Source organism: Variovorax sp. FG153 (assembly GCF_057809595.1).
The window spans coordinates 1-5,705 of the sequence record NZ_JBMDKG010000097.1 but is presented as its reverse complement, the minus strand read 5'-3'; the positions used below and the strand labels follow the sequence as shown (position 1 = coordinate 5,705).

Annotated in this window: 1 protein-coding gene; it reads right to left on the bottom strand. The window is 73.4% G+C overall.

The features are described 5' to 3' along the window. Positions 1–56: 56 nt before the first annotated feature. Positions 57–5,435, bottom strand: coding sequence for a beta strand repeat-containing protein (locus tag ACODT0_RS42140; RefSeq protein WP_057597628.1), 5,379 nt, complete (start codon positions 5,433–5,435; stop codon positions 57–59). Positions 5,436–5,705: the final 270 nt, after the last annotated feature.

Here is a 5,705-nt window from a genome sequence, read left to right as displayed (position 1 = left end):
CCGGCCGCGGCCTTCGTCTTTCTTCGCGCGACGGGCCCGCGGGCCCGCCCCCCGCTTCAGCGCGCCAGGATCGACGAGGTCGCCGAGTTGCCGGTGGCCGAGGCCGTGACCTGGTTGCCCGTGGTGCGCAGCGTGCTGCTGCCCACCGCGCCCGTCGAAGTCACGCCGGCGCCGAAGTTCACGGCGGTCACCGTGGCCGTCACCGCGCCGGTGTTGACCTGGTAGCTGCCGACCGCCGCGCTCGGCGTGCCGGTGTTCAGCGCGGTCTGCGTCACGCGGTTGGTGGCGCTGTTGCCGTAGGCCTGCGCCGCCAGCGAGTTGCCGGTGACACCGATGCTGCCGTTGAGCGTGCCCGGGCCGGTCGCGTTCAGTGCCACCTGGTAGCTCACGCCGCTGCTCGTCGCGCTGACCGCGCCCGTGTTCACCTGGCTGTTGAGCACGCCCGCGCTGGCGCCGACGTTGAGCGCCAGCGGCGAGGCCGTCAGCGTCGCGCTGCCGGTCGAGGCCGCGCCCCCGTAGCCGCTGCCCGCGCTCGAGTCGACCACGTTGGTGGCCGCGTTGCCGCGCGCCAGCGCCGAGGTGGTGTTGCCGTTGAGCGCGATGCTGCCCGCGTTCAGCGGCACCGCGCCCGCGAGCGTGATGCCCGCGGCGGTGGTGGCGCTCGCGCTCACTGTCGCGCTGCTGGTCTGCACGTTCGACACGCCCACGCTCGCGCCCTGGGTGGCATCGCCGGTCACGGTCGCGCTGTTGGCGGCGCGGTTCGCCGAGGCCTCGGCCAGGGTGCTGTTGTTCGACACCGTCGCCGCGCCGCTCGACAGCCCGGCGGTGCCGGCCACCGCGCGGTCGTCGTTGTAGATCGCGGTGCTCGCGGTGCTGGTCACGCTGGTCGCCGCGGTCTGGCGGTTCGACACCAGCTGGTCGCCGGTCGCCACCACGTTGGCCGGTCCGCCGGTCTCGGCAAGCGAGACGCTGCCGGTGGCGGCCGCGGGCTTGATGTTGGCCGCGGACACCTCGAGCGTGTTGGTGGCGTCGTTCATCACGCCCAGCGCGGTGTTGGTGTTGCCCGAGAAGCGCACCGACGAATCCGTGGACGCGACCGGCGCGAACAGTTCGGCGCTCGAGCTGGCCGACACCGACGCCTGCGCGGACTGCGTGGACTGGATCGCGCCGCGCGCATCGACGGCCGCGCCTTCGAGGCTGAGCGAATTGGTCGCGGTGTTGGTGACCGCGCGCGCGCTCTGGCGGTTGTCGGACACGCTGATCGTCGAGGCCTGCACCGTGGCCGTGCCCGTGCTGTCGACGCCGATGCTGCCGGTCGCGACCGCCGACACCGGGCCCACGCCAAGTTGCGCGTTGCCCAGCCCATGGTCGGCCGTGATCGCCACGCCCAGGCCCGGCCCGCCCGCGGCCTGCGCCGTGGCCGGGTCGCCGGTGGCGACGCTGCCGCCCTTGACCGCGATGCTGTTGGTCGCCGAGTTGCCGGTGGCCGCGCTGCCGGTGGCGTTGCCCTCGAGCGTGGCGGCGCTGCGGGTCAGGGCATTGGTGCCGGTCAGCGTGAGCTGCGTGACGTTGGCGGCCGTCGCGGCCACCGCGCCGATGCTGTCCTGCGCGTTCAGCAGGCCGGTCTTCGCGCCCTGCGCCGTGCCGCCGGCCAGCGAGACGGCATTGCCCGCGCGGTTGCCCGCGGCCTCGGCCTGGGTCTGGTTGCCGGTCATCGCGATCGCGCTGTCGGTCACGCCCGCCGCGGCGGGCACGGCGCGATCGGCGTTGTAGATCGCGGTGTCGGCGCGCGCGCTGGCGCCGCCCACGGCCGACTGGCGGTTCATCAGCGCATGGTCGGAGACCACGCCGCCGTCGCCCGGCAGCGCGGCCTGCAGCACGATGGTCGGCAGTGGCGCGCCGGCAGGGGTGGTGTCGGCCGCGATCGCAATGCGGCTGGTGGCGTCGTTGGACACGGCCAGCGCGGTGTTCGCGTTGCCCGCGATGCGCACCGAGGAGTCGCTCACCGAGCCGGGCGCGTAGGCCTGCGCGAAGGAGCGCGCCTCCACCGGCGCGATGCTGGCCTGGCCCGACTGCAGCGCGCTGCGTCCCGAGACGTTCGCGGCCTGCAGCGAGAGGTCGTTGGCCGCGGTGTTGGCCACCGCCTTCGCGCTCTGGTCGTTGTTCGAGACGCTGAGCGTGGTGTCCGCCACCAGCATGCCCGCCGCGGTCGAGATGCCGAAGGCGCCCGCGGCCTTGGAGGAGATCGGCGCCGTGCCGATCGCGAGCTGCGCGTTCGACAGCGAGTGGTCGGCGATCGCGCCGCTCAGGATCGTGGTGTTGGCCGCTCCGGCCACCGGCAGCAGGCTGGCCGCGGCGATGTCGTTGCCCTTGACCGCGATGCTGTTGGCCGCGGCATTGCCGGTGGCCGAGCCGTGCAGCGTGTTGCCGTCGACCGAGAGCTGGGAGTCGGTCACGCCCTTGCCGCCCAGCTGCACCTGCACGCCGCCCTGCAGGGCCAGCGGGGCGCCTTCCTGGCCGATGACCGAGGCGACCTTGGCGCTGCTGAACTGCAGGTTCTGCACCGCGGTGGTGGTGGCGATGCCGAGCGCGTCCACGCTCACGCCGTTGGCCGCGCTGTTGCTCGTGGCCGCGGCGACGGTGGCGTTGTTGTCGGCGTCGATCTTCGAGCCGCCGACCGAGCCCGCGACCTGCGCCACCTGCACCAGCACCTCGGGGCCGCCGCTGCGCGTGGCCAGCACCGAGCCCTGGCCCGACTGGCCGTTCTGCACGCTGAACGAGGCCTCGGTGGTCATCGCGCCGCCGGCGACCGTGGCGCCCGGGATCACGGGGCCCGCGGTGTCGATGCCGGTCGCGCTCACCTGCACGGTGTTGCCGGTGGCCCGGCTGCCGTAGGCCAGCGCCTCGGTCAGGTTGCCGCTGCTCGACACCGATGCATCCGACAAGCCACCGCTGACGATGGTGCGCACCGCGTTGCCGCCGACCGCGCTGGCCTCGATCTTGGTCGAGGCGCCCGCCACCGACTGCAGGTTGGTCACGTTGGCCACGGCCGCGTAGCCGCCGCCAGCGTCGATGTTGTTGGCGCCGAGCTTGAGCGCGTTGGCGCCGTCGTTGCCGTACGCGGCCGCCACGAAGACGTTGCGGTCGTTCGCCACGCTGCCCGCGTCGACGCCGTTCGCACCGGCGACCGTGACCGCGAAGGCGTTCACGCCGACCGCGGTGGCGCCGACGGTGGACTGCACCGACTGGCTGCTGAGGATGCCGTAGGAGGCGTTCACGGCCGGCTGCGTCGCCAGCGTGTTGTCGAACGGCAGGTTGTTCGCGACGTTCACGTTGACGACCGAGGCCGGGTCCTTGCCGGCCGTGACCGCGAGGTCGCCGCCCGCGACGCCCAGCGTGTTGGTCACGGAGTTGCCGTAGGCGATGCCGCGCTGCAGGTTGTCGGTCAGCGCGGCCGAGCCGCGCACGAGGTCGGAGCCGACCGCGATGCGCGCTTCGGCGACGTTGAGCAGCGCGCCGGTCGAGGAGCTGCCGTCGTTCATCTGCACGCTGGCGATGCCGGCGCCGGTGCCGACCGCGTTGCCCTTGAGCGAGAGCTCGCTGGTCGCGCCGCTGCCCACCGCCACCGCCTCCTGGCGGTTGCCGGTCAGCGAGAGCGCGCTGTCGGTCACGCCGCCGAGCGAGTTCGCGGTGAGCCAGATCTTCGAGCCCTGGTTCAGCGCGGTGGTCGTGCTGTTGTTGTAGTTGCCCTGCAGGTTGGTGAGGGTGGCCGGGCCGCTTGCCGACACGCGCCCGTCGGCGCTGGTGCCGCCGGTGAGCGCGACACTGTCGCTGCCGCCGCCCAGCGTCATGGTGTTGGCCTCGAGCGCGAGGCGCTGGTCGGCCTGGTTGCCGCGCGCGGTGGCGGCCGCGGTATTGCCCGAGACCGCGACCGTGCTGGCATTGGTCAGGCCGGTCACGCCGTCGCCGGTCTGGGCCGCGATCACCGCGCCGTCCGCTGGCGTGGTGCCGATCCGGGCCGTCACCGCCGATTCCGAGTTGGACTGCTGGTTCGAAATGCCCGCGGTGCCCGCGAACGAGGCCGCGCCCGCGCCGGGCACGATCGCGCTCGAGGCGATGTTGCCGGTCGCCGCCGCGCCGACCGCGTTGTCCTTGAGCGCGAGGCCGCCCTTGTCGAGCGATTGCACCCCGGCGAGCACCTGGCCGCTCACCGTCTGCGCGACCAGCTCGGTGCGCAGGTTGCCCTGGCTGTTGAGCACCGCGAGATCGGCGTCGAGCTTGCTCGTGACGGCCACGCCGCCGTGCACGCTGTTGTTGATGCCCGCGGTGCCCGTGCCCGCGACCGACACGCCGGCGCCGACCACCACGCGGTTGCCGGCCGTGCCGGCGGTGGCCGAGAGCGCCTCGTTGCCGGTGGCCGCGCTCGAGATCGCGTTGCCCTGCACCGACAGCGAGCCCTGCAGCGTGTTGACCGCGCCGCCGCCCAGGCCGTTGACCAGGCCCAGCACGGTGGAGCCGCTGTTGTCGGCCACGTGCTTGACCGCGGCGAGGATGCCGTCGCCGTTGACCTGCAGGTTCGACACCACGGCCGCGCCCGCGAAGCTCGGCGCGCCGCCGGCCTGGACCTCGGCCGCGCTGCTGGCGCTGTTGCCCTTGAGCGTGGCCGACAGCGTGTTGCGGTCGAGCGCTGCCGCCGCGGTCACGGTGTTCGCGCCGCTGGAGGTCAGCATCAGGTCGATCATGTTGCCGGCCAGCGTCGCGCCCGAGGGGCCGCCGACGCCGCGCTGCAGCGAGGTCACGACCAGGTTGCCCTGGGCGTCGAACAGCGGGGTGCCACCGGGGAAGGTCAGCGCCGCGCTGCCCGTGATGCCGGTCGCGCCGGCCATCGCGCTGCCGGTCACGAGCGAGCTGCCCTGGTTGATGGTGCTGGAGGCCGAGATCGTGTTGTCGGTGGCGCTCGCGCTGCCGCTCTGGAAGTTGTTGAGCTCGACCGCGAGCTTGCTGCTGGCGACGCCGCTGGTGATCGCGCCGCTGTTGTTCGCCACGCCCAGCGAGGCCGCGTTGTCCACCGGCGTGGCCGGCGGCGTGCTCGACAGCGGCTGGATCGCGTTGGCGAAGGCGTTGCCGGTGGCGCTCGCGCCGATCAGGTTGCCGCTGGTGGCGGCCGCGACCGGGTTGGGATTCGAGGGCGTGCCCGTGACGATGGTGCCGCCGGTCGCGCCGGTGATGCCCGCGCTCACCGCGCCGCTGTTGGTGGGCTGCGAATTGACCATCGGCGTGCCGGCCACCGAGCCGTTGAGGGCCGCATCGACCGAGGTGTCGGCAGCCTGCGCGGCACCGGCGGCGAGCAGGGCCGCCGCGACGGCGGAACCGATGCGGTTGAGGCGGATGGCGGGCTGGCGTGCGCCCCGGCTGCGGATCTTGCGTGCTTTCATGGAGTGACTCCTCGGGTGGGATGGCGATGTGGACGACGGAAAACGGATGAACGAACGGACGGAAAGGAAGAAGAACGAAGGCCAGGAAGAAAACGGCGGGCGCGAGCGCCCCCGCGCGGGCCCGCTGCACGGGACGCGCCGGGACGGTTCGCGGATGGATCAGCTGCCGCGGCCCGGGCCGGCGGCGGGGTCGGGGTTGGCCGCGGCCGTGGCCGCGCGGCTCTCGACGGTTTCGGAGGCCGCGGCGGGCTCGGCCCAGTCTCTTAAAAA